The sequence below is a fragment of the Polaromonas aquatica genome (genome assembly GCF_042659145.1).
In the GTDB taxonomy this organism is placed as follows: Bacteria; Pseudomonadota; Gammaproteobacteria; order Burkholderiales; family Burkholderiaceae_C; genus Polaromonas; species Polaromonas aquatica.
The window spans coordinates 341,043-366,617 of record NZ_JBHSRS010000018.1 but is presented as its reverse complement, the minus strand read 5'-3'; the positions used below and the strand labels follow the sequence as shown (position 1 = coordinate 366,617).

Sequence of the window (25,575 nt, the reverse complement as noted above, 5' to 3'; positions counted from 1 at the left end):
GCCGGATCATAAACAGGCGCTTAAAGCCCGGTGAACCTGCGGATGACGGGGAAATACAGCGCGGCGGGCAGCAGGCCCAGCGCCTTCATCCACAAGGTGAAGCGCTTGGGGAAGTGGATCTCAAACCTGCCTCTGGCCCAGCCATTCAGTATGGCGTCGGCGGCTTGCTCCGGGCTGATCAGTGCCGGCATGCTGAATTTGTTTTGTGCGGTCAGCGGCGTCTCCACAAACCCGGGGCAGATGAGGCTGACGCCGACACGGCTGTCCTGCAGGTCTACATACAGCGTTTCGGCCAGGTTGATGAGCGCCGCCTTGGTCGGTCCGTAAGCCAGGCTTTTGGGCAGGCCGCGGTAGCCGGCCACGCTGCTGACCAGGCTGACATGCCCGGCCTTGCGGTCCACAAAATACGGCAGCACGGCGTCCAGCACATGCAGCGCACCGACGTAGTTGACCTGCTGGTGGCGCAGCATTTCGTCCAGGTCGAATTCAGTGGCGCGCATTTCCCTGTAGTAGCCGGCGCAGTACAGCACCAGGTCCAGCGGGCCTGCTGCGAGCACGGTTTGTGCTGCGGTTTTGACCGAGGCAGCGTCGCCCGCGTCCAGCGTGAGGGTCACTGCGCCCGCATGTTCCGCTGCAAAAACATCAAGTGCCTGCTGGTCGCGGGCCGACACAAAAACATTGGCACCCCGCACATGCAGTGCGTGCGCCGTGGCCCGGCCTATGCCGCTGGAGGCGCCGACCAGCCACACGGTTTTGCCGCGCCACGCAGTCAGGGGTGGGTTGAGGGACATGTTGGCTGTTTCTGTCTGTTATCAAATTGATAGCTGGTCGCGCGCATACACAGCCGGCCTTGGCCCTGTTTGATGCATAAATGAGGGCTCCGGGCGCGGTTTTGTGCAGTTGCCGGTCATGCGGCCCCCCGCGGCTGTTTGATGATAAAAAAGTACAGGCCGGCAGCGGCTGCGAGTTTGAGTACGCAGGGCAGCACGCAGTAGGCGATCACCAGGGCTCCCAGCGCCTGCGGTGCCTGCACGCCGGGCGCGTAGCCAAACAGGCCCAGCATTGGCAGCGCAAGACCGGCGGCGAGCGCCAGGTTGAGTTTGGTCGCAAAGTTCCACCAGCCAAAGTAGGCGCCCTCGGCCCGGCCCGAATCGCCATTGGTCTGGATCACGCCTGCCAGCAAGGCACCGGGCAAGGCCAGGTCGGTGCCCAGTGCCACGCCCGACAAGGCGCAGATGACGAGGAAGGCGCCGGTCTGTCCCGCGCCTACCTGTGTGGCCCAGCCAAACACGGCAATCGCCAGAAACATGCCGCAGAGCCAGCTGGCAGCCAGTCCCAGGCGTTTCACAACAGCCAGCCAGACCGGGATGGACAGCGCAGCGGTCAAAAAATAACTGCCTAAAAACAGCGGCTCCATGGCCGGCCCGGACTGCAGGCGGTCCTGGATAAAAAACAGCACCAGCGTGGCCGGCACGGCGCTGGCAATGCCGTTCAGCATGAAGACGGCCAGCAGGCGGCGAAAGTTGACGTGCCAGAAGGGCCGCCAGATGGCGCCGGGCGCCGCCGCGTGTGTGGCGGCTTTGGCCTGCGGCCTGACGGCGCGCGACCAGGCCAGCCAGCCCAATAAGAGTGCTATGAAAAATATAGCTGTAGTCGCAGGTAAACCAAGGGTCACGGGGCTGACGGATGCCAAAACCACGCCTGTCAGGCCCAAACCCTCGCGCCAGGCCACGATGCGGCTGCGCTGCGCTTCATTGCCGCCCAGCATGGCGCCCCAGGACTGGTGCGACACGCTGAGCGCGCTGTAGGCCGCGTAGGTCACCATCAGCATGATGCAGGCCCAGACCACCAGCGCAGCGGGTGCCCGGACCAGCGGGAAAAACAAAAGCGCAAAACCCAGCGCAAGCACCAGCGCCGCAAAAGCGCCGAGTGCCAGCACGGCTTTGGCCGAGTGGGCAAACAGGCGGTCGCTGAGGCGGCCCAGCAGCGGGTCTATCAACGCATCAAACAGGCGGGCACCCAGCAAAATCGCGCCCAGTGTTGCCAGCTGTACGCCGAACTCACGCGCATAGTGGTTGGGCAGGATCACATACAACGGCCGCGCCACAAAGGCCAGCGGCAGGCCCAGCAGCCCATACGCCAGGCCGTTGCGCGGGGTAAAGGCTTGCGCAACGGTCGTGCTGGCCGGAGTGTCAGGGCGCATGCTGGTGCTGGTGGTGTTCACACGGCACCGGCGAGCAAAGCGCTGCGCAGTTTCGGCTCAGAGGTATTGGGCGACAGCCAGATGCCGAAAAACAGTCGCGTGAATTCAGCATCGCGGATCTCGCCGCTGGGTTTGCCGTTGACCAGAAACAGTGCACCGACGCCGGGCCGGTTCACGCCCATGATCCGGTCGCCTTTTTTGACATCCGGCAATACACGCAGCATTTCCGCCGTCCAGGCCCTGGCCTGGCCTTCGTCTATGTCGGCCGAGCGGCGCATCTCGGTGATGGAACGCGCTGCGATATCTACATTGCTGAAATCGCGCAGGTAGGCCAGCTCCAGCGCAAAAGGCTGGGCGGCCGGGTTGTCGGCCCTGAAACCGGGTGCGGCCCACAGGCGGGCGTCGTACACCAGGAAGCCCCAGTAGGTCAGGCGCCCCTTGCCCATCAGGCGGTTGCGCGGCAGCAGGTCTTTCAGTTCGGCACGCAGGTCCTGCTCGTCAGTCATGACCGGGGCTGCGGTCCCGGGCTGTACGCCGGCAGGCTGCGCCAGCAAGGCACCGGCCATAGGGACCATGGCGATGAAGACCACGCTGCCCAGCAGGCTGAAAAAACGTGGTGGCATGGCGGGCAAACTGTTGTCTTTCAAAGCTTGCGCAGGGTGTACTGCACCACGTCGGTGTTGCCTTCCATGAAGGCCGCTTCGCAATAACTCAGGTAAAACTCCCAGATGCGGATAAACCGTTTGTCAAACCCGAGTTGCAGCACGCGTGCTTCCTGCGCCATGAAGTCCTCGCGCCACAGCTGCAGTGTGCGCGCATAGTCCTGGCCAAATGAAAACTCATCCACGATTTCGAAACCTGCGGCCCTGGCCTGGGCCCGGAACTCGCGCGGGCAAGGCAGGCAGCCGCCCGGAAAGATGTATTGCTGGATAAAGTCGGTTGACGAGATGTAGCGCTCGAACAGCCCGTCGGCAATCACTATGCTTTGTATGCAGGCATGGCCGCCGGTTTTGAGCAGGCGCGAAACGGTGGCGAAATATTCGGGCCAGTATTCGCGGCCCACGGCTTCAACCATTTCAATCGAGCAGATGGCGTCAAAGGGCTGGTCTGCCGTGGTCTTGCCAATGTCGCGGTAATCCTGCAAACGCAAATCGGTTCGGTCGGCCAGGCCTTCGCGTTTCATGCGCGCCCTGGCCCATTCAAGCTGCTCGGTGCTCAGCGTTACACCGACCACCGAGGCGTTGAATTGCGCCGCCGCTTTTTCGGCCAGCGCACCCCAGCCGCAGCCTATCTCCAGCACGCGGTCGCCCGGCTTGACCTGCGCCATGCGCAGCGCGCGCCGCATCTTGGCGTGTTGCGCGTCCGCCATGGAGGTTTCCGGCGTTTCAAAAATGGCGGACGAGTAGTTCATCGTGCCGTCCAGCCAGAGCGCATAAAACGCATTGCCCAGGTCGTAGTGCGCGTGTATGTTTTTCTGGCTGTTGGCCCTGGTGTTGCGGTTCAGCAGGTGTTTGACGCGGTAGGCCAGGCGCCCCAGCCAGGTGCCGTAAAAAACGTCTTCGACTTCCTTGCGGTTCAGGATGAAAACGCGCAGCAGCTCGGTCAGGTGCGGTGTGCTCCAGTCGCCGGCCATAAAACTTTCGGCAAAGCCGATGTCGCCGGATTTAAGCGCGGCGCTGCAGACGTTCCAGTTCAGCAGGTGCAGGCTGGCCATGGGGCTTTCGCCGTTGCCAAACCTCTGCACCGAGCCGTCGGGCAGCTTGATCGTGAGCGTGCCGTGTTTGAGCCTCAGCAGCAGTTTGAGCGTTGCGCGTGCAGCAGATGGTGCGTCGTCCGGCACCGAAAACGCCAGGCTGCGCGGGGAGGAGGTGTTGAGTGTGTTCATCGCGTCACGAATATTTCAGGTCGCCGGGGTTTGCTGACAAAGGGCACGCGCTTGCGCCACAACCTGAAAGCCTGCCAGTGGATGCGCGCCATCACGCCAAAAGTCATGGCCGGGTAGCCCCACAGCGCTTTGCGCAGGGCACTGCGGGTGACGGGTTCCAGCGTGCCGCTGACGCTGGTCTCCAGCAACGGGCCGTCCGCATCGTCATAGTCGATGCGCGCCACGGTTTTTTGCGTGCCTGCGTGTTCCGTGCGCATGAAGCGAAAGCGGTAGCCGCCTTCAAGGCTGCAAAACGGCGACACATGAAAGGCCTTGGCGGTTTTGAGCTCCTGGCCGTAATGCGGCTCATCGAGCAGGTAGCAGTGGCGCTCGCCAAAGGTGTTGTTGACTTCCACCACGATGGCGCGCAGGCTGCCGTTTGCTGCATGGCAATACCAGAAGCTCACGGGCTTGAAGGTGTAGCCGAATACGCGTGGGTAGGTGTGCAGCCAGATCTCGCCTTTGGCGTCTTCCACGCCTTCGCACAGCAGCAACTCGTCTATCCAGCTGAGCGCGTCATCGCGGCCATCGCCGTGGTCCCTGTCAAAAAAGCTCAGCAGGCCGCGGCGGTTGTGGGCCAGCGCGCCGCTGCCGTGCTGCTGCATCGCGCGCATGGGCAGCATCAGAAAGTAAGTGGGGTAGGCAAACGCGTTGCGCGCGGGCCTTAACCTGGTGTGCCGAACCTGGCCAAAACCCAGGAGCGGCACCACACTCATGTTCCTGCCCCTGCGGTCTCAAGCAGCAGTTGCCGCGCTACCTGCAAGCCTGACTTCAGGCCGTCTTCATGAAACCCGTAACCCGTCCAGGCGCCGCAGAACCAGGTGTTTTGCCGGCCCTGCAGGTGCTGCAACTCGCCCTGCGCGCGAATCGCCGCAAGGTCAAAAACCGGATGTGCGTAGTCAAATTCACCCATGATGTGATTACGCGCAATCTCGCCAACTGGATTCAGCGACACCAGCACCGGCTGGGAAAACGGCAGCGGCTGCAGCATGTTCAAAAGATAGTGAAGGCACACTTGTGCGGATTCACGCTCTGTGTGTTGGGCGCGCTCGTAGTTCCATGCGGCCCAGGCGAGCTGTCTGGACGGCAATACCGACGCATCGGTGTGCAGCACCGCGCGATTGGACTGGTAGCGGATGGCGCCCAGCACCTGTTGCTCGTCCGCAGTGGCGTCGCGCAGCATGGCCAGCGACTGGTCGGCGTGTGCGGCCAGCACAACCTTGTCAAAACGCTCGGCATGCCCGTCCGTGATGATGCGCACGCCCTGCTCATCACGTTCGACCAGCCGCACCGGCGTGTTCAGGCGCTTGTCGGGAATGCCGGCGATGATTTTTTCAACGTAGTTGCGCGCACCGCCGGTCACCGTCCACCACTGCGGCCGGTTTGCCACCTGTATCAGGCCGTGGTTGTAGCAAAAGCGGATCATGGTCGCGACCGGGAACTGCAGCATCTGGTCGGTCGGGCAGGACCAGATGCAGCCCATCATGGGCAGGAAGTACCAGTCGCGGAACTCGGCGGAGAATTTCTTGGCCTTCAAAAAATCGCCCAGCGGCTGCATCATGGCGGCCTCGGCGTTCGATGCTGCCAGGGCCGTGGTGATGCGGTTGAAACGCACGATGTCGCCGAGCATGCGCAAAAACTTCCAGTTGAGCAGGTTGCCGCGCTGGGCAAACACGCTGTTCAGGCTGGAGCCGCTCCACTCCAGGGTCTGGTCTTGTTGGGCATCGCCAAAAGCGCCCGGGACCTTGACCGAAAACGACATGTCCGATTTGGCGGTTTCCACGCCCAGTTCGGCAAACAGGTTGATCAGGTTGGGGTAGGTGCGCTCGTTGAAGACCAGGAAGCCCGTGTCCACGCCGTGCGTAACCGGGCCCTTGGGGGTCGGCAGCGTGATGTCTACGGTGTGGGTGTGGCCGCCGAAATAGTCACCGGCTTCGAATAGCGTGATTTCGGCGAGGCCGCGCAGCGTATGGGCCACGGCCAGCCCGGAGATGCCGGAGCCGACGATGGCGACGCGGGGATGGGCAGGCTGTGCGCTGCCCATTCAGCTGCCTGAATATAAAAATGTTGCGAAGCGCCCCGACGCGAACGAGGGAGGGAGGGAGGAGGAGGAGAAGCGCCCCGGGATTGCATCTGAACCGGAGTCCAGAAGGCTTCGCAACAATGAAACTGTTTTCTTGCCCCCACGACATACATCTGCACAGCGTGTGGGCTCTTTTAGGAGTCGGAGCGAACCGGCGGAGTTCCCTGTTTTAAGTGGATTTGCAAAGTAAAGTTTTGTTAACTTGAATGGGTCGACAAAGGCCATGGCTTGTTGTTGGTTTGGTGTTTGCAGGCTGGGGTTTGTTTATTGGGTGGCCAGCTGTTTTTCGATTTCCCTGACGAAGCTGCCGCTCTTCGGGTCGGCCATCGAATTGAAGCTGGCAACGCTCTGGCCGTCGCGGCCAATCACGTATTTGTAGAAATTCCAGCGCGGCGCGGTGCCGGTTTTGGCGGCAAGCTGCTTGAACAGCGGGTTGGCATCCTTGCCTTTCACGCTGGATTTGGCAAACATGGGGAATTTCACGCCGAAGGTGTTTTCGCAAAAATCGGCGATTTCCTTGTTGCTGCCGGTTTCCTGGGCAAAGTCGTTGGACGGGAAGCCGAGCACCACCAGGCCTTTGTCCCGGTATTTGGCGTACAGGGCTTCCAGGCCTTCGTACTGGGAGGTGAAGCCGCAAAAGCTGGCGGTGTTGACCACCACCACGACCTTGCCGCTGTATTGGCACAGGGACTGCGGTTTTTCGTCCTGCAGCCGCAAGAAGCTTTGCTGCAGCAGGGCGGGACAGGCGGCCCCGGGTGTACCGGCTGTGGAGCTTGGGGCTGGAGCTGGGGTGGCTGCCTGCAGGGCCGGGCTGGCAATGCCCAGGCCGGCTGACAGGCTGGCGGCCACAAGGAGTTGTCTGAACTGAATGAAGCGCATGGCGTGCCCACTTTCTGAAAAATGAAAGAAAACCGGCAAAGAGAAACGGGAGCTGCCGCCGTCATTAAAAAATGCACGGGCGACCCGGCACAGCGGGTGTGATGCGCCGGGAATCATGGTTATACGCCGCTTTGGTCACAGCGGATTCATCCTGTTTCAAGCCCTTGTCTGCAGTGTTTTCATGTATTTGGGCTCTAAACCACCTGATTTGCTTTTAAAACGGGTGCAAATGACGATCTGTCACATAAGCAGCCTAAAATTACACCGGGACCCAGATGCGACCAACTCGCATCCGAGGCAGTTTTTTCTGCGTACTACCTCATGAACGCGCCGTTTGCGCGTGACCAGAACATCATGAGGATGTCATGAATGCGTTATAGAACGCGAAGGAGTTCATATGCTTTATCCAGAACTGTTCAAGCAGCTTGAGTCTGTCCGCTGGGACATGGACAAGGATATTCCCTGGGCCAGTTTTGATGCGTCCAGGCTGTCGGACGAGCAGGCCCAAACCATCAAGATGAATGCCATCACCGAGTGGTCGGCATTGCCCGCGACCGAGATGTTCCTGCGCGACAACAAGGACGACAGCGATTTCTCGGCCTTTATGTCGATCTGGTTCTTCGAAGAGCAGAAACATTCGCTGGTGCTGATGGAGTACCTCAAGCGCTTTCGCCCCGACCTGGCACCTACCGAAAAAGAGCTGCACGAAGTGCGTTTCGAGTTTGAGCCGGCGCCGGCACTTGAAACCCTGATGCTGCATTTTTGCGGCGAGATCCGCCTGAACCACTGGTACCGCCGGGCCAGCGAGTGGCATACCGAGCCCGTCATCAAGCAGATCTACACCCAGCTGAGCCAGGACGAAGCCCGCCATGGCGGGGCTTATCTGCGCTACATGAAGCGTGCCATCAACAATTTCGGCAACGATGCGCGCGCGGCCTTCACCAAGGTCGGCGTGCTGATGGCCAGCGCCCGCCGCACGGCGCAGGCCTTGCACCCTACCAATCTTCATGTGAACAAAAACCTGTTCCCGCGCGACACCATCCAGTCCCGCCTGCCCAACCCCGAGTGGCTGGAGCACTGGCTGGATACGCAGATCAAGTTCGACTCGGTCTGGGAAGGAAAAGTCGTGGACCGCATCCTGCACAACATGAGCCTGCTCATGAACCAGAGCTTTAAAACCGTGCAGGAACTCAACCGCTACCGCAAGGAGCTGGGCCGGGAAATCACGGCTGCCATTGCCAGTGAAGCCAAACCACAGCCTGTGTGAGCGGCCCGGCTTTTTTTGACAAGATCGCCTCCCGCGCGGAGGCGCTGGCACGCGTTGCCGCCCTGCCGGGGCCGGTGGTTTTTACCAATGGCGTTTTTGATGTGCTGCACCGCGGCCATGCGACTTACCTGGCCAATGCGCGGGCGCTGGGCGGCAGCCTGGTGGTGGCGCTGAATACGGATGCATCGGCACGGCGTCTGGGCAAGGGCCCGGACCGGCCGCTGAACAATGAGCAGGACCGGGCGGTGCTGATGGCCGCGCTGGAGTCGGTAAGTCTTGTGACCTGGTTCGATGAAGACACGCCGACGGCGCTGATCAGCGAACTCAGGCCCGATATCCTGGTCAAGGGCGGTGACTACGACATGCAAAAACTGCCCGAAACCAAAGTGGTTGAGGCCTACGGCGGCAAGGCCCTGGCGATTCCATTTGTCGACGGCTACTCGACGACGGCACTGGTGAAAAAGATCCGCAGCGCCGACTGATTCCATTTCCAAATCCTCCGTGCACTTTGTCGGCTTCGCTGGCCGTACGTTTGTACTGTCTGCGCTTCGCCTTACCCGGCTTCAGGCAGTTTTGGCGATCAGCACCGAGTTGGAGCCGCCAAAGGCGAAAGAATTGGACATCACCGCGCGCAGTCCCTTGCTGTCTCTGGCCTGCAGCGGTATGTAGTCGAGATCGCAACGCGGATCGGGTGTTTCAAGGAAAGCGGTGGGCGGCAGTTGCCCGACGCGCAAGGCCATCACGCTGGCAAGAAACTCCATGGCGCCTGCAGCCCCCATGGAATGCCCGTGCACACCTTTGGTGGAGCTGACGGGCAGGGCATCGGCGGCGCCCTGAAATGCCAGCCGGATGGCATTGGTTTCCACCACGTCACCGACTTCCGTGGCGGTGCCGTGGGCGTTGAGGTAACCGATGTCTGCTGCGTTCAGGCCCGCATCCTGCAGGCCCAGCACCATGGCGCTGGCCTGCCCTTGCGCTTCCGGCTGGGTCAGGTGGTGCGCGTCGGTGGTCGAGGCATAACCTGCGAGTTCGGCCAGGATAGTGGCGCCGCGGCGTTTGGCGGTTTCCCAGTCTTCCAGCACCAGCATGGCCGAGCCTTCCGACAACACCAGTCCGGTACGGTCTTTCGAGAAAGGCCGGCAGGAGGCCTGCGGGCCATCGGCGTGCGGCCTGGCCAGCGTGTGCATGGCCTGCCAGGCCTTGATGGTGCCGCGGTTGAGCAGGGCTTCCGCGCCGCCCACCAGCATGGCGTCGGCATAACCGTGGCGTATCTGCCGGAAGGCGTCGCCGATGGCCGTTGCCGACGAGGCGCAGGCGTTGGATACCGTGCTGTTCGGGCCCTTCAGTCCAAATTCCATGGACAAATGCGCGGCCGTCGCGTTGTTCATGGCCAGCACCACGGTCATGGGGCGCAGGCGTGCGACCTTTTGCTCCAGCAGGGCGGTATAGGCCGAATCCAGCGAGCCGGCGCCTCCGCTGCCCGTGCCCATGGACACGCCAAAACGCTCAGGCTGCAGACCGCCCCAGGTCGAAGGATCGCCCAGGCCCGCCTGCTGCATGGCTTCGCGGGCCGCCACCAGCGCTAGCTGGCTGACGCGGTCCATGGTCAGCAGTTTGGCTTTTGCAAAGTGCGCATCGGGATGGAAGTCGATATCGCCTGCCAGCACGCTTTCGGTGCCGGTTGGAAATGCCACGTCGATGGCGCGAATACCGGAGCGGGCTGCCAGCAGGGACTCAAAAAAGGCGGCGCAGCCCGTGCCCACAGGAGAGACGATACCCAGACCGGTGATGGCGACGCGACGCAAGGCAGTCATCTGGCAGGCCGCAAGGCAGGTTCAGGGAGCGGGTGTGCCCGCAGGAGGGGTTGGCAGCAATGGGGCTATCAGCTGCACCATTTCGTCGAGCGTGCGGGGCGGATTCGCCTGGTCGGGGATCTGGATGCCGAATTTGTCCTCGATCTGGAACAGGAATTCAATCACGGCCAGGGAGTCCAGCCCGAGACTTTCCAGCGTTGCCCCGGGCAACAACTTGTCTTCGGATATCCCGAAGGTCTCGGCAAAAAGGTTAATCAAATCAGAATTCATCGGAACAAAACCCAAAGGCGCCTCGGCACCGTAGCATCACCACAATAGCCCTGTAGCTTAACATTTCTTTACACTGGAGCGCACCTTCATGGTGTGCCCTATCACTAGACAACGCGCGGGCAGATTAACGGACTACCGGCGAGACGGATTAAGGTGTGTACATCTGCTTTACCGCATCGGACAGGCTGAAAGTGCCCAGCATTTCGCCCAGATAGCTGATTGGAGGCGGCGCATCGGCAATCGTTCCAATTTCAGCACGCAAGCGCGCATTGCTGAATACCGCATCGGCTGTAAGAAAAGGCAAATAAGGTTGCAGGGAGGCAAACATCCAGCGCTGGCGGGCGAATTTCGGCACGGGAACATAGTCGCGGCCACGCATGATCAGCTTCTTGATGCCCGGCATCGTGAGTGTCAGTTCCTCGGCCAGGGCCTGGAAGGTCATGGACGCTTCGCCGGTGGACACGTGGTAGCAGTCGTGCGCTAGGTCGTTTTTAAGCAGCATTTCCGCAAAAGCGCCGGCAATGAAATCGACGGGTGCAAAGTCAAGCTTTGCCAGCGGCTCCAGCGGAACCTCGCCGAGTTCGGCCATCACGGGAATCGACCACAACATGTTGCGGGCCAGTTTGGCGTCATCGATGCCGCGGGACAACACAATGCCGGGTCGCAGGCTGACGAAGGGCACACCGGTTGCGCGCAGCAGCTTTTCGGCATCGCGCTTGGAGCGGATGTAGTCGTTGGCGTAACCCGCAAAAGGCATATCCTCGGTGATCACGCCGCGCGGCTCAGTGGTCACGGCAGCGGTGCCGACAAAAAAACCGCGTTGTGAGGGCTTGAGGGTTTTGAGGATGCCGGCGAAGTTCTCGGCAGCCTTGATATTGATGGGGTAAACGCCCGCGTCGGGTTTGAAGGACGTGCTGGCAGCCGAATGCAGGATCACGTCGGCGGCCTGTATGACAGCGGGGCTCAGTCCAAAGTTGGGCGCTTCGATGTCACCGGCTTCGGCTCCGACCTTGTCGGCGAACTCGGGTTTCCACAAGACACTTTTTTGCAGCCGTTCCAGCAGCCGCTCCCTGGCCCCGGCAGAATCCCGGGCCCGGACGACGGCGGTGCTTTGGATGCCGCGGGCGGCCAGGATAAGCATCAACTCGCCACCTATCAGGCCTGTTGCGCCCGAAAGCAGTACGCGTTTTTGCATGTGAATCACTCTGAAGTGCGAAGCCCCAAATTATAAGCGTGCCTATAAGCGGGCGGCATCCAGCGTTCAGGTTCCTGCGTGCGCCTCGGTTCCGGGCTTGCCGGCCTTGTCCTGCGGATGCTTGCGCTTCACGATGCGGCCCAGCCAGTGCTCGAGGTCGTCGATATAGGTGAATACGGCCGGCACGACCAGCAGGCTCAGCAAGGTGGAGGTGATCAGCCCGCCTATCACGGCAATCGCCATGGGGGATCTAAAGCTCGGGTCGGCGCCCCAGCCCAGTGCCAGCGGCGTCATGCCGGCGCCCATGGCGATGGTGGTCATGATGATGGGGCGCGAGCGTTTGTGGCAGGCATCAACCAGCGCGTCAAAGCGGCCGAGGCCCGCCTGCCGCGCCAGGATGGCGTAGTCCACCAGCAGGATGGAGTTCTTGGTGACTATGCCCATCAGCATGATGAGGCCTATCATGGACGGCATGGACAGGGCCTTGCCGGTGAGCAGCAAGGCCACAAAGGCGCCGCCTATCGACAGCGGCAAGGCCGCCAGAATGGTCACGGGCTGCATGAAGTCCTTGAACAGCAAGACCAGCACGCCGTAGATGCACAGCACGCCAATCGTCATGGCAAGGCCGAAACTGGCGAACAGCGCCTGCATTTCCTGGGCGTCGCCCAGCTCGGCAATCTTCACGGACGGCGGCAGGTTTTTCATGGACAGCAGGGCGCGGGCCTCGGCATTGACCTCGCCCAGGGTCCGGGACCCGAGCTCGACATTCAGCGTCACGTTGCGGCTGCGGTTGAGGCGGTCGATTTGCGCGGGGCCGGATTCCATGGTGACGCTGGCGACATTGCCCAGCATCACCGGGCCGTGTTTGCCGGGTACGGTCAGGCGTTCAATCGCCGACAGGTCGGCGCGTACGGCATCGGGAAGCTTGACGCGTATAGGCACCTGGCGTTCCGACAGGTTGAGCTTGGGCAGGCTGGTGTCGTAGTCACCGGCGGTGGCCACCCGCACCGTCTCACCTATGCTGGCAGCGGTGACACCCAGGTCGGCCGCGCGCGCAAAGTCCGGCCGCACGATGATCTCGGGACGCACCAGGGCCGCGCTGGAGCTCACATTGCCTATGCCCTGCAAGGTGCGCAGTTCGCGCTCCACCTTTTGCGCCGACTCGGACAGCGCCACCGGGTCCGAGCTGCGCAGCACGAGCTGCATTTTCACGCCGGTGTCGGGCGGCCCGACGTTAAAGCGGGCGCCGGGGATGGCATCCAGCTTCTGGCGAATCTGTGTTTCCAGGGCCGGCAGGGATTCTGAACGGTTGTTGCGGTGCACGGTGGTGAGTGTGAGCACGGCGCGGCGAGCTTCCGCGGCCGCACCGGGCGCGAATTCGTCGCCGCTGGAGCCGCCGCCTATGGAGCTGAATACGCCGGTGATGCCCTTGACCTGCATCGCCGCCTGGCGGGCCTGCTCGGCGATGCGGCTGGTCTCTGCCAGCGTGCTGCCGGGTGGCAGTTCCATATTGATCTGGGTTTGCGCCCGGTCTGCCGCCGGCACAAAACCCGTGGGCAGCAAACCGACCAGGGCGATCGACGCCGCAAAAAACAGGGCTGCAGCGGTGACGGTGACCAGGCGGTGTTGCAGGCACCACTTCATGGTGTGCATGTAGCGCTGCATCAGCCAGCTGTCGCTTTCTTCCCGGTGGGTTGTGGGTTTCAGGATGTAGGCGGCCATCATGGGTGTGAGCAGCCGCGCCACCACCAGTGAGGCCAGGATCGCCAGCACCGCCGTCCAGCCAAACTGCTTGAAGAACAGGCCCGGTATGCCGCCCATGAAGGCGGTCGGCAAAAACACAGCGACCAGCGCAAAGGTGGTGGCAATCACCGCCATGCCGATTTCATCGGCGGCTTCCATGGCGGCCTGCATGGGGGTCTTGCCCATGCGCAGGTGGCGCGAGATGTTTTCAATTTCCACGATCGCGTCGTCGACCAGTACGCCGACCACCAGCGCCAGCGACAGCAGGGTCACGGTGTTGAGGGTATAGCCGAAATACTGGAGCCCGAGAAATGTAGGGATGACCGACAGCGGCAGGGCGGCTGCGGCCACCAGCGTGGCGCGCCAGTCGCGCAAAAACCACCACACGACCAGCACGGCCAGGAAGGCGCCTTCATACAGAAGCTCCATGGAACCTTCAAAGTTCTCCTGCACCGGCTGGGCGTTGTCAATCACCTGTTTGAGCACGATGTTGGGGTTGGCTGCCTGCAGCTCTGCCACGGCGGCGCGCGCACCCTTGGCGACTTCAACCTCACTTGCGCCCCTGGTGCGGAAAATCTCGAAACCCACCACTTTCTGGCCGTCCTGCGTGGCCATGGAGCGCGGCTCGGCCACGGTGTCCTCAACCTTGGCCACCTGGTCCAGCCGGATGTGGCGGCCGTCGGCCAGGGGCAGGTCCAGCCGGGCCAGTTCGGCTGCGGTCTTGACGGTGGCAATCGTGCGCACAGATTGCTGGGCGCCGCTGACGTCGCCGCGCCCGCCTGGCGCTTCCTGCTGAACCAGCCTCAACTGGTGCGATACATCGATGGCGCTTACGTTGAGGGCCGCCATTTTTTCAGCATCCAGCTCAACCCGGACCTCGCGCGTAACGCCGCCCATGCGTTTGACCGCGCCTACACCGGGCACATTGAGCAGCCGTTTGGTCACGGCGTTGTCTACAAACCAGCTCAAATCCTGGTCATCTATCTGGCTTTTGCTGCCATCGCGGGACGGCGCCGGCGCTGCAACAAAAGTCAGCACCACACGCCCGGCGGTCGATGCCTTGGTGACCGAGGGGTCGCGCAACTCGCTGGGCATGTCGGCGCGCACGCGGGCGACTGCATCACGCACATCGTTCACGGCTTCGGACAGCTGTTTTTCCAGGATAAATTCAACCGTGACATCTACCGAGCCGTCGAGCACGCTGGTGTAGATGTTTTTAACGCCCTGCAGCGAGGCGACCGAATCCTCGATCTTGCGTGCGACCTCGGTCTCCAGCTGCGCCGGGGCTGCGCCGGGCAAGGAGGCGATGACGGTCACGATGGGCAGTTCGATGTCGGGGAAGTCCTGCACCGCGCTGGAGCGGTAGGCCAGCAGGCCTGCCAGCGTGAGCAGCACAAACAGCATGATCGCCGGGACCGGGTTCTTGATGGAGAGCGAGGAGAAGTTCATGACTGCTCCTTATTTGATAGCTGGTTGCGCAGTAGGTGCGGTGGCCGTGGCCTTGTTTGGCTCTGTTTTTTGGGTGTTTTCGGGGTTCTGGGCGGCTACCTTGTTCACCAGGTCGCCGTCGTTGAGGAAGCCCGCGCCGCTGGCCACCAGCTCTGCATCAGGCTTGAGGCCGGAGATCACTTCCACCCGGTCGCCCAGGCGCCGGCCGGTTTGCACCTTGACCTGGCTGACGTGGTTGCCGGCACCCAGCGCAAACACATAACTGAATCCATCGCGGATCACCACGGACTGCTGCGGTATGGTCAGCGCGTTTGACGAGCCCAGGTCGAACTCGCCCTTGGCGAACATGCCCGCCTTGACCGGAACCTGGGCCGCATCGAGCTTGCCGACAGGGTTGGGCAGGTCCACATACACCAGCGCGGAGCGGGTTTGCGGATCGACGGTGGGCGCAATCATGCGCACCCTGCCCTTGAGCGCCACGCCATTGGCTGCGACCACGGTTGCCGCCGTGCCGGCGCTCAGGCGGCCCAGTTCGCTGGAGGTGACTTCGGCGCGCCATTCCAGCCGTCCGCCGCGAATCATGCGGAAAAGTTCCGTGCCCGCGCCCACAACCGCACCCACGGTGGCCGTACGGGCGGAAATGACGCCGTTGTCCGGCGCGAGCAACTGGGTCTGTTTTAGCCGCACCTGCTGCACAGCCAGGGTCGCCCTGGCCGCTTCGAGACGGGCTTTGGCGGTTTTTTCCGCCGTCATGTACTGGTTGATCTGCTGTTCGCTCAGGGCGCCGCTGGCTTGCAGCGTGCGGGCTTTTTCGGCATTGCCGGCTGCATCCAGCGCATTGGCCTCGGCTTCTGCCATGCTGGCGCGGCCCTGTGCGACCTCGGCCTGGACCGACTCAAGTGCAAAGACGGCCAGCACCTGGCCTGCACGCACCGTGTCGCCGACATTGGCGCGGACTTCCGTCAACCGCAGGCCGTTGGCTTCGCTGCCTATGAGGGCCTCCTGCCAGGCCGTGATGTTGCCGTTGGCGGACAGCCTGATGGGCAGGCTGGTCTGGCTGGGCAATACCGTGGTAACCGTCAGCGCCGGTTTGGGTGTGTTCCTTTTCTCGTCGGCAGCCCCGGATTTTGTGGAAAAAATGGTCGTAGCCCCCAATCCCAGGGCGGCAATAGCTATCAAAACAATAGCTGCCGGTTTGCGTTTGAGTTCGAATTGTTTCATACGGGTGATGGGTCAGGGAGCTTGCTGGGGCGGGACGGTTGCAATTCAGGGCCAGGACGGCAGGGCCGATGCCGGGATGTCAAACACCATGGGGGTGGCTGGCGGTGCCGAGACGGTCCAGCCGCCACCCAGCGCGCGGTAAAGCGCTATCCATGCACTTCTGCGTTCTTTCTCAAGGTTGGCCACCGCGCCCTGTGCCGACAACAGCGTGCGGCGCGACTCTTCCAGTTCGACCAGGCTGGCCAGGCCGGCCTTGTAGCGGGCCTCGGTGCCGGCAAAGGATGCGCGGTAGCCTTCTGACGCCACGACCGTATCGCCACCGCGATCGGTGGTGCTTTGCAGGTTGACCAGAGCCTCCTCGACCTCCCGCACGGCCTGCCGCACCGTGGCCCTGTATTTGCCGGCGGCCTCTTCGTAGCGGGTCTTGGCGGCCTCAAGGTGGGCCTGGCTGACCCCGCCGTCAAAGAGCGGTACCGTCAGCGCCAGTGGTCCTATGGACCAGGTGTCAAAGTTCTGGCTGAAGGCCCGCGCCCGTGCCCGGTTGGTGGTGACGGAACCCGTGATGCTGAGTCGCGGATAACGCTGCGCACGTGCGCTGCCGACCTCAAAGCTGGCGGCAGTCAGTTCGCGTGCGGCGTTGAAGACATCCGGGCGCTGGGCAAGGACTTCCGCCGGAATGCTGGAGATCTCGGCAATGCCTTGCTGGGGTACGTCGGCCTGTGCCTGTTCCAGTTTCTGCCGGAGTGCGGGTTCGGCGAATGCCGTCAATGCAACCAGCGCCTTGACATCCACTTCGCACTGGGCCTGCTGCTGCGTCACCCGGCTGTTGCCTTCTGCCGAACTGGCACGCGCCAGCGCGGCGGTGGCGGGGGCTTCAAATCCGGCCCTGGTCATCAGGCCTGTCAGGCGCGCCGTCTCAGCGCGGGAACGGGCATCGGCGCGTGCGATGAGCAGCAGTTTTTCACAGGCGCGCAGGCTGTAATACTGGTTGGCGACTTCCGCCGCGACGGAGACGCGGGCATCGTGCCACATGGCCTCGGTGCCTTGCAGGCGTTCTTTGTCGGCCTCCAGGCTGGCGCGGTTCTGGCCAAACATGTCCAGCTCCCAGCTGGTCTGCAGACCGAGCTGGGCCAGGTTTGTCGGCGGCGCCACGATGGTCCGGTTGATGGGGGCAGACTGGCTGCGGCTCAAACCGCCGGTGCCGTCCAGCGTGGGCAGCAGGGCCGCCTCCGACGAGGCGCGGGTTGCCTGCGCCTGTTCGATATTTGAGCGCGCCGTGATCACCGAAGGGCTGACGGCCTGGGCGGCTTCAATCAGTTCCACCAGCAGCGGGTCGTTTTGCTGCTGCCACCACTGAGACAAGCCTGTCAGGCTGCCGTTGTGTGGCAGGCTGGGCGTGACACTGCTTGTGGGTGTGGTGGTGCCCGGCGGCAGCGGGGCATACCATTGCGGCGGTGCTGAAACAGGAACCGTTGCGGGCGGTGCCGTCGCGGCGCAGCCTGCGAGCGCCAGCACCACGCCGAACCCAAGCACGTGGGCCAGCACGTAGCGGCGGCCGGAGGTATCTGGTCTTCTCATGAACTGGCTTTCCTGCTGCGTGGCGCTGTGCCCATTGGCCCGGGGCCCTTGCCGCGGCGGGCGGCCTCGGTGTCGACCATGGCCTCTGCATAACTCACCAGGCGGCTGCTCCACTGGTCTATGGCCTGGGGTTTGTCCATCAGTTGCGGCCGGATCACCTCAACGATGTCACGGCAGATAAAAAGCTGCAGCGCCAGCCCGGCGATGGAAAAGGCCAGCCTGTGAACGTCATCATCGGCCTTGCCGAGTTGCAGGTGGCGGCACAGCACCTCGACCAGCGCCGCGTGCGCGGGCTTGATGCCGTTGTCAACTTCTTCAGCCCAGAGGCCGGTCGGCTCCAGCATCTCGCGAAAATGCAGGCGGGTGCAGAGCTGCACCAGTTCGCCCTGCTGCAGCGGCTCCAGGAAACTGCTGAAGAAGCCCTCAAGCGACTGGTGAAGGTTCAGGTGCGGCTGGTTGTAAACCGCGATGTCATCGCCCACGCTGCCCATGGGCTCGGTGAAAACCGCCCGGTACAGGCCGGCCTTGTCGCCGAAGTAATAACTGATGGCCGCGATGTTCGCGCCGGCGGCCTGTGCAATCTCGCGCGTCGAGGTTTTGGAGAAACCCTTTTCTGAAAAAAGCCTGAGCGCAGTTTGCAGGAGTTGCGCCCTGGCCCCGGCACCGTCCGAGCGCTGTTTGCGGCCCGCAGCTTGCGTTGCCGTGGAGGCCGGCGGGGATGTCAGGCGAGGAGATACATTCATTGGATACCTTCGTGCTTTGCACTGCGGTGCGCGCTTGCTTGGGGCGGCCCGGCGCTGCACGCATGCGCCCGATTAAAGCACATGAATCAATCGTTTGATTTAACTAAATCGAGGACCAGGAGCCAAAAACAGCAGTCCACAGCGCTTTGATGGCGTCGCGTTCTGCCTGCAGTTCCGGCGGGTCGACCTGCGTAGGCTCTTCATTCAGGCGTGCACGGTGCTGCACGCGCCTGAGCTCGCGGTAGGCGCTGGCGGCCTGCTGGCCCACGCCTTGCGGCAGCAGGCCGACGGCCTCGGCACATTGCAGCAGGGCGATGTTGCCGATGTTCTGCACCAGTTCGGGGTGCTTCGCGGACTGCGACAGCACAAGGAACTGAACCACAAACTCGGCATCCACCATGCCGCCCGTGCTGTGTTTCACATCAAACCTGTCGCCCTTGATGGGGCGGGCCGCACGGACTTTTTCGCGCATGGAAACGATCTCGTCGCGCAGCAGCGCAGCGTCGCGCGGAGCAGTGATGACGCTTTCCCGGACCTGCTCGAAGCGTTCGCGCAGGGGTTCTTCCCCCAGTACAAAACGGGCGCGGGTCATGGCCTGGTGTTCCCAGGTCCAGGCGGTGTTGCTGCCGCGTTGCTGCTGGTAGCGGGTGTAGGCCTCAAAACTGGTGACCAGCAGGCCGGAGTTGCCGTTGGGCCGCAGGGCGGTGTCGATCTCGAACAGGTCGCCCTCGCCGGTTTTGACGGTCAGCCAGTTGATGAGCTTGCGCACAAAGGCCGCATAGACCTCTGCAGCCTGCTCGTGTTCGTCTTCATAAACAAACACGATGTCCAGGTCGCTGCCATAGCCCAGTTCCTTGCCGCCCAGCTTGCCGTAGGCAATGATGGCGAATTGCGGACTCTCGCGGTGCCTGTTTTTAAGGCGTTGCCAGCACCAGTCGGTGGTGACGGCCAGGATCACTTCCGCCAGCGCGCTCAGGTCGTCTGCCACCTGTTCCACGGTGAGCACGCCTTCCACGTCCCTGGCAAGGGTGCGAAAGACCTCTGCATGGTGGGCGCGGCGCAGCAGGTTCAGGCAGGCCTCTTCATCGTCTTCACCGGTGCGTTTGAGGGATGCCAGGCGCAGTTGCAATTCTTTGGCGAAGGCCGCGCGGTCAAAACGTTCATGCAGCAGCGCGTCGCTGGCCAGTTCGTCAATCACGCCCGGGTGCTGCAGCAGGTAGCGTGCAGGCCACTTCGCGGCACCCAGCAGGCGCAACAGGCGGACATGCACTGCCGGGCGTTCCAGCAGCAGCGCCAGGTAGCTTTCGCGCCGCAGCAGGGGCTCTATCCAGTCAATCACGCGCAGGGCGGCTTCTTCGGTGACCGTGCCTTCGCCCAGCCACAAGGCGGTACGCTGCACCAGTTGTGTCAGGCGGGCGCGCGAATCATCGCGAAGTGCCATCACCTTGGGGTGTTTGCGCCACAGGGCCACGCGGGCGCGAAACTGGCTGGGCCATTGCGCCGACAGGTTGTCGAGGAGGTCGTCCAGCTGCAGGGGCGCTGAGCCGTTCGATCCGGCCGCCTTGCCGCAGCCCTTGCATGCGGGTTTGCCCCCGAGCAGCTTGTCAAACTCCTGCGCGACCAGTTCGCGGTGAGCATCCAGCTCGCCGAGGAACAGGCAGCAGTCGCTGTAACCCATGGTTTGTGAAATCCAGTTCAGGTCATCGTCCCGGGTCGGCAGGACATGGGTCTGCTGGTCGTCCAGGTACTGGATGCGGTGTTCCACCCGGCGCAGGAACTCATAGGCACGAGCCAGCGCATCGGCCGTTTCCTGTGCCATCAGGCCGGCATGGGCCAGGCGGCCCAGTGCGTCCACGGTGGGCCGGGTGCGCAGTTCGGGAAACTGCCCGCCGCGCACCACTTGCAGGAGCTGTACGGTGAATTCAATCTCGCGGATGCCGCCGCGCGAGATCTTGACGTCGTTGGCGCGCTCGGGATGGCCCGCACAGCGCTTGGCAGCGTGTTCGCGGATTTGCCGGTGCAGCGTGCGCAGGGAATCAAAGACGTTGTAGTCGAGGTAGCGCCTGAATACGAAAGGCAGTATCAGCCCGCGCAAGGCCTGCGCGGAGCCGTTCTGTATGCATTCGAGCGGCGCCACCACACGGCTTTTAAGCCATGCAAAGCGCTCCCATTCGCGGCCCTGCGCCTGGAAATATTCCTCGAGTGCATTGAGCGAAATGGCGGCCGGCCCGGAATTGCCGTTGGGCCGCAGTGCCAGATCAACCCGGAACACAAAACCGTGTTCCGTGGTGTCGCCTATCAGGCCGTAGATCGCCTTGACCTGGTGCGCGAAGAATTCGTGGTTGGAAATCCTGCCGCGCCCGTCAGGCCGGCCGGAAGTTTCACCATCGTGGTCGTAGATATAAATCAGGTCGATGTCGCTGGAGACATTGAGTTCACGCGCCCCCAGCTTGCCCATGCCTACAACCCACAATTGGGCATCGCTGGCCGGTGCACCTGCGTTATCGGGGCATTGGGGAAGCCCGTGCAACTCTTCCAGGGCCGCCCGGGATGTGCGTGTGGCCACGTCAAGCGCCAGCTCGGCCAGCTCGGTCATGGCACGGGTCACCACCGTGAGCGCGGCCTGGTTTGCGGGGTCGCCGTCGCAGTCGAGCACCACCAGCCGCTCCATCACCAGCTGGCGCAGCACACGCAGGGCTGCACCGGTTTCAAGGCCCTGCGCCAGCAAGGCCTGCAGGCAGTGTTCCATGCCGGCGCGTACCGGCGCGCCTTCCGGCAGCAGGCCCATCTGGCTGGCGTAACGGCGCTGTATGCGCTGCACAAAACGCGAATAAGCGGATGCACCTGACGTCATCGGGGTCATTGGGTGAGGGCTGGCAGGGCTGTGGTGGGTCGAGGACATCACACTACTTCACAAAACTTCACGGTGACTCCTGGATAGGACAGTTGCGCTGACGGTCATAATTCTCCTGCCAATGACTCAGATGACTTCCCTCTTGCCAAGCCTGCAAAACATGGCGCCGCAGCGCATGCGCTGGCTGGCCCGCATTGCCCGCATCCTGCTTTGGCTGACGGTGGCGGCCTGGCTGCTCTTTGGCGCAAGCTGGGCTGTGCTTCACGGCTGGATTGTGCCGCGAATCGGGGAGTTTCGCCCGCGCCTTGAAATGGAAGCCAGTAAAACCCTGGGGGTGACTGTCCGCATTGGCGAGATATCCGCCAAATCCGGGGGCCTGATTCCATCATTCGAGCTGCGTGATGTGGTACTGCTGGACATGCAGGGGCGCGAAGCCTTGCGCCTGCCGCGCGTGCTGGCCGCGTTATCGCCTTCATCGCTTTGGGGAATGGGGTTCGAGCAGCTTTTTATCGACCAGCCGGCGCTTGAAATCCGGCGGGCCGCCGACGGCAAAATATACGTCGGTGGCCTGGATGTCTCGCAGAACCAAAGCGGCAACGCGGCTGCCGACTGGATTTTTTCGCAAGCCGAGCTGTCCATCAAGGGCGGCACGGTGCGCTGGACTGATGAGCTGCGCCGTGCTCCCCCTCTGGCCTTGAGCCAGGTTGATGCCGTGCTGCGCAACGGGCATCGCCGCCACCTGATGCGGCTGGATGCCACACCCCCGCCTGGCTGGGGCGAGCGCTTCAGCCTGCGCGGCATTTTCAGGCAACCCCTGCTTTCCGGCGATGCGGGCCAGTGGATGAACTGGTCGGGCCAGATGTATGCGGAGTTCCGCCGTGTCGATGTTTCCCGCATCAAGGACTACGCCAGCCTGGACACCATGGGTGTGGACCTTCGGACCGGCAGTGGCAGCCTGCGCGCCTGGGCTGACGTGAGCAGGGGGCAGGTCACGGGCGCAACGGCCGATGTGGCGCTGGCCGAGGTGGATGCCCAACTGGGCAAAGCACTTGAACCGCTGGCGCTGGAGTCGGTGATGGGCCGTTTTGCCGGGCGGCAACTGGCCGATGGCTTCGAGTTCAGCACGGAGGGCTTGCGTTTCAGCACCAAAGACGGCCTGCAATGGCCGGGCGGCAACCTGGCTTTGGTTCACACTGGAACGCAAGGGCAAACAGCGCAGCAAAACGAACTGAAAGCCGACAATCTTGACCTTGCCGCCGTGGCCCAGATTGCCAACCGTTTGCCACTCGGTACCTCAACCCATGCACTGGTCGCGTCTTATGCGCCCAAGGGGCTGGTTGAAACCATAGAGGCCCGCTGGCAGGTAGCAGTTGAGGGCGCGGTGACTTTTGCGGCCAAGGGCCGGGCGACAGGACTTGAGCTGGCATCCTTGCCCAATCCCGGTGTGGCAGCCGGAACCCTTTCAAACCCGCAGGCCCATGAACACCCGGGCCGCCCTGGCGTGAGCGGGGCCGCCATTGATTTTGACGTGACGCAGGCCGGCGGCAAGGCTACGGTCAGCATTAGCCGGGGGGCACTTGATTTGCCGGGTGTTTTTGAAGACCCGCGCATCGTCCTGGACAAACTGTCGCTGGACGCCCAGTGGAAGCTGGCGGACGGCAATATAGACACCCAATTGCGCAATATAAAGTTTTCCAGTACGGATGCGGAGGGTGTGGCGCAGGCCAGCTGGCAGTCGGGCACCGGGACCTCCCTGGGCGTGCTGGATTTGCAGGGAAGCCTGAGCCGCGGGGACGGCGCCCGGGTTCACCGCTACCTGCCGCTGGTGTTGCCGGACGGCGTGCGCCACTATGTGCGCGATGCGGTTGTGCAGGGCGCAGTCAGCGATGTGAAATTCAGGGTCAAGGGGCCGGTCGACCACATCCCTTTTTCGGACCCGGCGCAGGGCGAGTTCAAGGTATCCGCCAAAGTCAAAAACGGCACTTTCGCCTATGTTCCTGCATCGGCGCAACCGAAGGACGCGCAGTCCTGGCCGGTGTTGACGGATGTTCAGGGTGAGTTGGTCTTCAATCGCGCTGCACTGGAGGTCAACAGCGCGAGCGCCAGGGTTGCTGGCCTGGCCGGCCTGCAGGTGGTGAAAGCCGATGCGCGTATCCCTGACCTCATGCACTCCGCCACGCTGGACCTGGGCGCCAGCATCAAGGGGCCGCTGGCCGACGCGCTGGGTTTTGTCAATGCCTCCCCCATAGGCGGCATGACCGGCCAGGCGCTCGCAAAAGCAGTTGCCAGCGGATCTGGCGACTACGGTTTTCACCTGAATTTGCCGCTGCATGCCGTCGATAAAACCCGGGTGCAGGGGACGGTCTCCCTGCCGGGCAATGATGTGCAGTTCACCCCGGCGTCGCCCGCGCTGGCGCGCCTCAAGGGCGTGGTGACTTTCAGCGAAACCGGTTTTAACGTTGTGGCAGCCCAGGCGCGCATGCTGGGCGGCGATATCCGGTTCGAGGGCGGCATGCGTGCGCCGTCGCGTACCGCGGCGACCGGAGGCAATGCCGAGCGGGGGGACGGCAATATCGAGTTCAAGGCGCAGGGAACACTCACGGCCGAGGGGCTGCGGCAGGCGAAGGACCTGGGTTTTGCGGCCCATCTGGCGCAAAACGCCAGCGGCAGTGCCGCATATTCGGCGACGCTCGGGTTCAGGCGCGGGGTGACCGAGGTCGTGGTGTCAAGCAACCTGCAGGGCATGGCCTTGAGCTTGCCGGCGCCATTGAACAAAAGCGCAGAAACCGCCATGCCCCTGCGGTTCGAAAACACATTGCTGCGCGAATCCCTGGCGCCAGGACAGAAACTGCAGGACCAACTGGCCTTGACGGTGGGGTCCATTGCCTCGGTTGTGTACGTGCGTGATGTCAGTGGTGAGCAGGCCCGGGTTGTCCGGGGCGGCATCAGTGTCGGGCTTGAGCCCGGCGAGTCCGTGCCTTTGCCCGACAGCGGCGTGGCGGCCAACATCAACCTTGCCAGGGTGGACCTGGATGCATGGGAGAAGGCCCTGTCAGCTCCCGGCAGCGGGGGGCCTTCCGTGTCAACGCCAGCGGCGCCAGGCCGCCCTCTCCTTTCCGGCGCGTCATTGAATTACCTGCCGACGCAGATGGCCATACGCGCAAGGGAACTGCAGATGGAAGGCCACAGGCTGAACAATGTGGTGGTTGGCGGGACGCGGGAAGGCCTGAACTGGCGTGCCAATATCGATGCCACCGAACTCAATGGTTATGTCGAGTTTCGCCAGCCCGGAGGGGCCGGCGCGGGACGTGTGTTTGCGCGCCTGTCGCGCCTGAACCTGGGGCAAAGCACGGCCAGTGATGTGGAAACCATTCTCGATGAGCAGCCGGCCAATATTCCCGCCCTTGACGTGGTGGTGGATGACCTGGAGTTGCGCGGCAAGAAACTCGGTCGTGTTGAGATTGATGCGGTGAACCGCGGCGCATCGGTCATTGCCCGCGAGGGCGGCGTACGGGAGTGGCGCCTCAACAAACTCAATATCACCATGCCGGAAGCAGTGCTGACGGCAACCGGCAACTGGGTGGCCGTGAATGCACAGGCAAGCGCAGCGCGGCAGCGCGGCGCCGTCGAGCGTCGGCGGACCGTGATGAATTTCAAGCTGGACATTGCCGACTCCGGCGAGTTGCTCAGGCGGTTTGGCATGGGCGACGTGGTGCGGCGCGGCAAGGGAAAGATGGAAGGCCAGGTGGCCTGGATAGGCTCGCCGATGAGCCTGGACTACCCCAGCATGAGCGGGCAGTTCAACGTGAACATCGAGTCGGGCCAGTTTCTCAAGGCCGACCCGGGTATTGCCAAGCTGCTTGGCGTGTTGAGCCTGCAGTCCCTGCCGCGGCGCCTGACGCTGGATTTCCGTGACGTATTCTCGGAAGGTTTTGCATTTGATTTTGTACGTGGCGACGTCAATATCAACCAGGGTGTGGCCGCTACGAACAACCTGCAGATGAAGGGCGTGAACGCTGCCGTTCTGATGGAAGGCAGCGCCGACATTGCCAGGGAAACGCAGGACATCAAGGTGGTGGTTGTGCCCGAGATCAACGCCGGAACGGCCTCGCTGATTGCAACGGTTATCAATCCGGCCATTGGCCTGGGAAGTTTCCTGGCGCAGTATTTCCTGCGCCGTCCGCTGATCCAGGCCACCACGCAGGAATTTCATATTGACGGCAGCTGGGCCGACCCCAAAATCACGAAAGTAGAGCGCAAGCCGTGATCCTAGAAACAGCAGTTGACCGCTCGTCAATTTCAGAAAGGCTGTATGACTACTGACTTTCCCCTCTTCGATCCAGTTCACCTTG

18 protein-coding genes are annotated in these 25,575 nt (G+C 62.7%); 3 read left to right on the top strand and 15 right to left on the bottom strand.

Annotated elements, in window-relative coordinates; translation table 11 throughout:
• Positions 1-20: 20 nt before the first annotated feature.
• From ACFQND_RS10150 to ACFQND_RS10120, 7 genes are all read right to left on the bottom strand, one after another.
• The gene (locus ACFQND_RS10150; RefSeq protein ID WP_371437208.1) at positions 21-791 is read right to left on the bottom strand and encodes an SDR family NAD(P)-dependent oxidoreductase; all 771 of its coding nucleotides are present in this window, start codon (positions 789-791) and stop codon (positions 21-23) included.
• A gap of 116 nt (positions 792-907) precedes the next feature.
• Positions 908-2,203 (bottom strand): MFS transporter, encoded by a 1,296-nt coding sequence (locus ACFQND_RS10145; RefSeq protein ID WP_377413326.1) that lies wholly within the window; start codon positions 2,201-2,203, stop codon positions 908-910.
• Between the two features lie 17 nt (positions 2,204-2,220).
• Positions 2,221-2,826 (bottom strand): chalcone isomerase family protein, encoded by a 606-nt coding sequence (locus tag ACFQND_RS10140; protein WP_377413323.1) that lies wholly within the window; start codon positions 2,824-2,826, stop codon positions 2,221-2,223.
• A 20-nt stretch (positions 2,827-2,846) separates the two neighbouring features.
• Positions 2,847-4,088 (bottom strand): class I SAM-dependent methyltransferase, encoded by a 1,242-nt coding sequence (locus tag ACFQND_RS10135; RefSeq protein WP_377413320.1) that lies wholly within the window; start codon positions 4,086-4,088, stop codon positions 2,847-2,849.
• Positions 4,085-4,843: a DUF1365 domain-containing protein gene (locus ACFQND_RS10130; RefSeq protein WP_377413317.1), complete on the bottom strand. Its 759-nt coding sequence runs from the start codon at positions 4,841-4,843 to the stop codon at positions 4,085-4,087. Before ACFQND_RS10130 ends, ACFQND_RS10135 begins: the two co-directional genes overlap by 4 nt.
• Positions 4,840-6,171: an NAD(P)/FAD-dependent oxidoreductase gene (locus ACFQND_RS10125; protein WP_377413314.1), complete on the bottom strand. Its 1,332-nt coding sequence runs from the start codon at positions 6,169-6,171 to the stop codon at positions 4,840-4,842. Before ACFQND_RS10125 ends, ACFQND_RS10130 begins: the two co-directional genes overlap by 4 nt.
• Before the next feature lie 303 nt (positions 6,172-6,474).
• Positions 6,475-7,089, bottom strand: coding sequence for a glutathione peroxidase (locus ACFQND_RS10120; RefSeq protein ID WP_371437203.1), 615 nt, complete (start codon positions 7,087-7,089; stop codon positions 6,475-6,477).
• A gap of 397 nt (positions 7,090-7,486) precedes the next feature.
• Here ACFQND_RS10120 and ACFQND_RS10115 point away from each other — a divergent pair, with 397 nt between their 5' ends.
• Both ACFQND_RS10115 and rfaE2 read left to right on the top strand, forming a co-directional pair.
• On the top strand, positions 7,487-8,356 hold the full coding sequence (locus ACFQND_RS10115) for a ferritin-like domain-containing protein (protein WP_371437202.1): 870 nt from the start codon (positions 7,487-7,489) through the stop codon (positions 8,354-8,356).
• Complete coding sequence (gene rfaE2 / locus ACFQND_RS10110; protein WP_371437201.1) at positions 8,353-8,838, top strand: D-glycero-beta-D-manno-heptose 1-phosphate adenylyltransferase; 486 nt, start codon at positions 8,353-8,355, stop codon at positions 8,836-8,838. Before ACFQND_RS10115 ends, rfaE2 begins: the two co-directional genes overlap by 4 nt.
• 81 nt (positions 8,839-8,919) lie before the next feature.
• On the opposite strand, the gene ACFQND_RS10105 is transcribed toward rfaE2, so the two are convergent.
• From ACFQND_RS10105 to glnE, 8 genes are all read right to left on the bottom strand, one after another.
• Positions 8,920-10,170 carry a beta-ketoacyl-[acyl-carrier-protein] synthase family protein gene (locus tag ACFQND_RS10105; protein ID WP_371437200.1) on the bottom strand — a complete coding sequence of 417 codons (1,251 nt, stop codon included), beginning with the start codon at positions 10,168-10,170 and terminating at the stop codon, positions 8,920-8,922.
• Positions 10,171-10,191: 21 nt separating this feature from the next.
• Entirely contained in the window at positions 10,192-10,428 is a 237-nt protein-coding gene (locus tag ACFQND_RS10100) for an acyl carrier protein (RefSeq protein WP_371437199.1), read from the bottom strand.
• Positions 10,429-10,588: 160 nt separating this feature from the next.
• A complete protein-coding gene (locus ACFQND_RS10095; protein WP_371437198.1) occupies positions 10,589-11,635 on the bottom strand; it encodes an SDR family oxidoreductase in 1,047 nt (348 codons plus the stop codon).
• A gap of 66 nt (positions 11,636-11,701) precedes the next feature.
• Positions 11,702-14,827 (bottom strand): efflux RND transporter permease subunit, encoded by a 3,126-nt coding sequence (locus ACFQND_RS10090; RefSeq protein ID WP_371437197.1) that lies wholly within the window; start codon positions 14,825-14,827, stop codon positions 11,702-11,704.
• A gap of 9 nt (positions 14,828-14,836) precedes the next feature.
• Positions 14,837-16,048, bottom strand: a complete 1,212-nt coding sequence (locus ACFQND_RS10085; RefSeq protein ID WP_371437196.1) for an efflux RND transporter periplasmic adaptor subunit — start codon at positions 16,046-16,048, stop codon at positions 14,837-14,839.
• A gap of 45 nt (positions 16,049-16,093) precedes the next feature.
• A complete protein-coding gene (locus ACFQND_RS10080; protein ID WP_371437195.1) occupies positions 16,094-17,626 on the bottom strand; it encodes an efflux transporter outer membrane subunit in 1,533 nt (510 codons plus the stop codon).
• Positions 17,623-18,369, bottom strand: coding sequence for a CerR family C-terminal domain-containing protein (locus ACFQND_RS10075; protein ID WP_371437194.1), 747 nt, complete (start codon positions 18,367-18,369; stop codon positions 17,623-17,625). The genes ACFQND_RS10080 and ACFQND_RS10075 overlap by 4 nt, the downstream gene beginning before the upstream one ends.
• Before the next feature lie 103 nt (positions 18,370-18,472).
• Positions 18,473-21,223, bottom strand: a complete 2,751-nt coding sequence (glnE, locus tag ACFQND_RS10070) for a bifunctional [glutamate--ammonia ligase]-adenylyl-L-tyrosine phosphorylase/[glutamate--ammonia-ligase] adenylyltransferase (protein ID WP_377413307.1) — start codon at positions 21,221-21,223, stop codon at positions 18,473-18,475.
• A gap of 130 nt (positions 21,224-21,353) precedes the next feature.
• Here glnE and ACFQND_RS10065 point away from each other — a divergent pair, with 130 nt between their 5' ends.
• Positions 21,354-25,490 carry a YhdP family protein gene (locus tag ACFQND_RS10065; protein ID WP_371437192.1) on the top strand — a complete coding sequence of 1,379 codons (4,137 nt, stop codon included), beginning with the start codon at positions 21,354-21,356 and terminating at the stop codon, positions 25,488-25,490.
• The last annotated feature ends 85 nt before the right edge of the window (positions 25,491-25,575 follow it).